Below are 1,128 nucleotides of genomic sequence, written 5' to 3'. Positions count from 1 at the left end.
AGGACTGAAAATCCTTGTGTCGGGGGTTCGATTCCCTCCCGCGCCACCATATTTTTTACAACTTAATACGCCGGTGTAGCTCAATTGGTAGAGCAACTGACTTGTAATCAGTAGGTTGGGGGTTCAAGTCCTCTCGCCGGCACCATCCTCGGAGGCTTAGCGAAGTGGCCAAACGCATCAGACTGTAAATCTGCTCACGTACGTGTTCGGTGGTTCGAATCCATCAGCCTCCACCATTTTTAGGGGCATAGCTCGCCGGCACCATCCTCGGAGGCTTAGCGAAGTGGCCAAACGCATCAGACTGTAAATCTGCTCACGTACGTGTTCGGTGGTTCGAATCCATCAGCCTCCACCATTTTTAGGGGCATAGTTTAAAGGTAGAACAACGGTCTCCAAAACCGTTGGTGTGGGTTCAATTCCTGCTGCCCCTGCCAAGTAATATCCTATAAAATTTAATATGGCGATCGTGGCGAAGTGGTTAACGCACCGGATTGTGGTTCCGGCATTCGTGGGTTCGAGACCCATCGGTCGCCCCATTTATTTTATAAGAGTTATAAGGCATTGCAATTAAATAAGCTTCATATGGCGACTGTGGCGAAGGGGTTAACGCACCGGATTGTGGTTCCGGCATTCGTGGGTTCGAGACCCATCAGTCGCCCCATTTTATTAAATCAAATGTTGGGGATTAGCCAAGCGGTAAGGCAACGGACTTTGACTCCGTCATTCATAGGTTCGATTCCTATATCCCCAGCCATTATATGCGGACGTGGCTCAGCGGTAGAGCATCGCCTTGCCAAGGCGAGGGTCGCGGGTTCGAGATTAGCCAAGCGGTAAGGCAACGGACTTTGACTCCGTCATTCATAGGTTCGATTCCTATATCCCCAGCCATTATATGCGGACGTGGCTCAGCGGTAGAGCATCGCCTTGCCAAGGCGAGGGTCGCGGGTTCGATTCCCGTCGTCCGCTCCATTTTTTTGGTGCCATAGCCAAGTGGTAAGGCAAAGCTCTGCAAAAGCTTTATCCCCAGTTCAAATCTGGGTGGCACCTCCATTATCTTTTAGAACTAATTCTATGTATATGCCGGCGTGGCGGAATGGCAGACGCGCTCGACTCAAAATCGAGTGGGAA

General features: G+C 50.8%; 10 tRNA genes. All 10 read left to right on the top strand.

Annotation, left to right across the window (positions count from 1 at the left end):
* Positions 1–69: 69 nt before the first annotated feature.
* Positions 70–145: transfer RNA gene (locus QW71_RS36480), tRNA-Thr, on the top strand.
* 5 nt (positions 146–150) lie between these two features.
* A tRNA-Tyr gene (locus tag QW71_RS36475) sits at positions 151–236 on the top strand.
* 33 nt (positions 237–269) lie between these two features.
* Positions 270–355, top strand: a tRNA-Tyr gene (locus tag QW71_RS36470).
* Between the two features lie 5 nt (positions 356–360).
* A tRNA-Trp gene (locus tag QW71_RS36465) sits at positions 361–434 on the top strand.
* Positions 435–460: 26 nt separating this feature from the next.
* A tRNA-His gene (locus tag QW71_RS36460) sits at positions 461–536 on the top strand.
* Positions 537–585: 49 nt separating this feature from the next.
* Positions 586–661: transfer RNA gene (locus QW71_RS36455), tRNA-His, on the top strand.
* An 18-nt stretch (positions 662–679) separates the two neighbouring features.
* A tRNA-Gln gene (locus QW71_RS36450) sits at positions 680–754 on the top strand.
* 54 nt (positions 755–808) lie between these two features.
* Positions 809–888, top strand: a tRNA-Gln gene (locus tag QW71_RS36440).
* A gap of 6 nt (positions 889–894) precedes the next feature.
* Positions 895–969: transfer RNA gene (locus QW71_RS36435), tRNA-Gly, on the top strand.
* Positions 970–976: 7 nt separating this feature from the next.
* Positions 977–1,050: transfer RNA gene (locus tag QW71_RS36430), tRNA-Cys, on the top strand.
* Positions 1,051–1,128: the final 78 nt, after the last annotated feature.

The sequence above is a fragment of the Paenibacillus sp. IHB B 3415 genome (assembly GCF_000802655.2).
GTDB lineage: Bacteria > Bacillota > Bacilli > Paenibacillales > Paenibacillaceae > Paenibacillus_AQ > Paenibacillus_AQ phytohabitans.
Note: the sequence above shows the minus strand (reverse complement) of the source record. Positions and strands in the feature narration are given on the sequence as shown.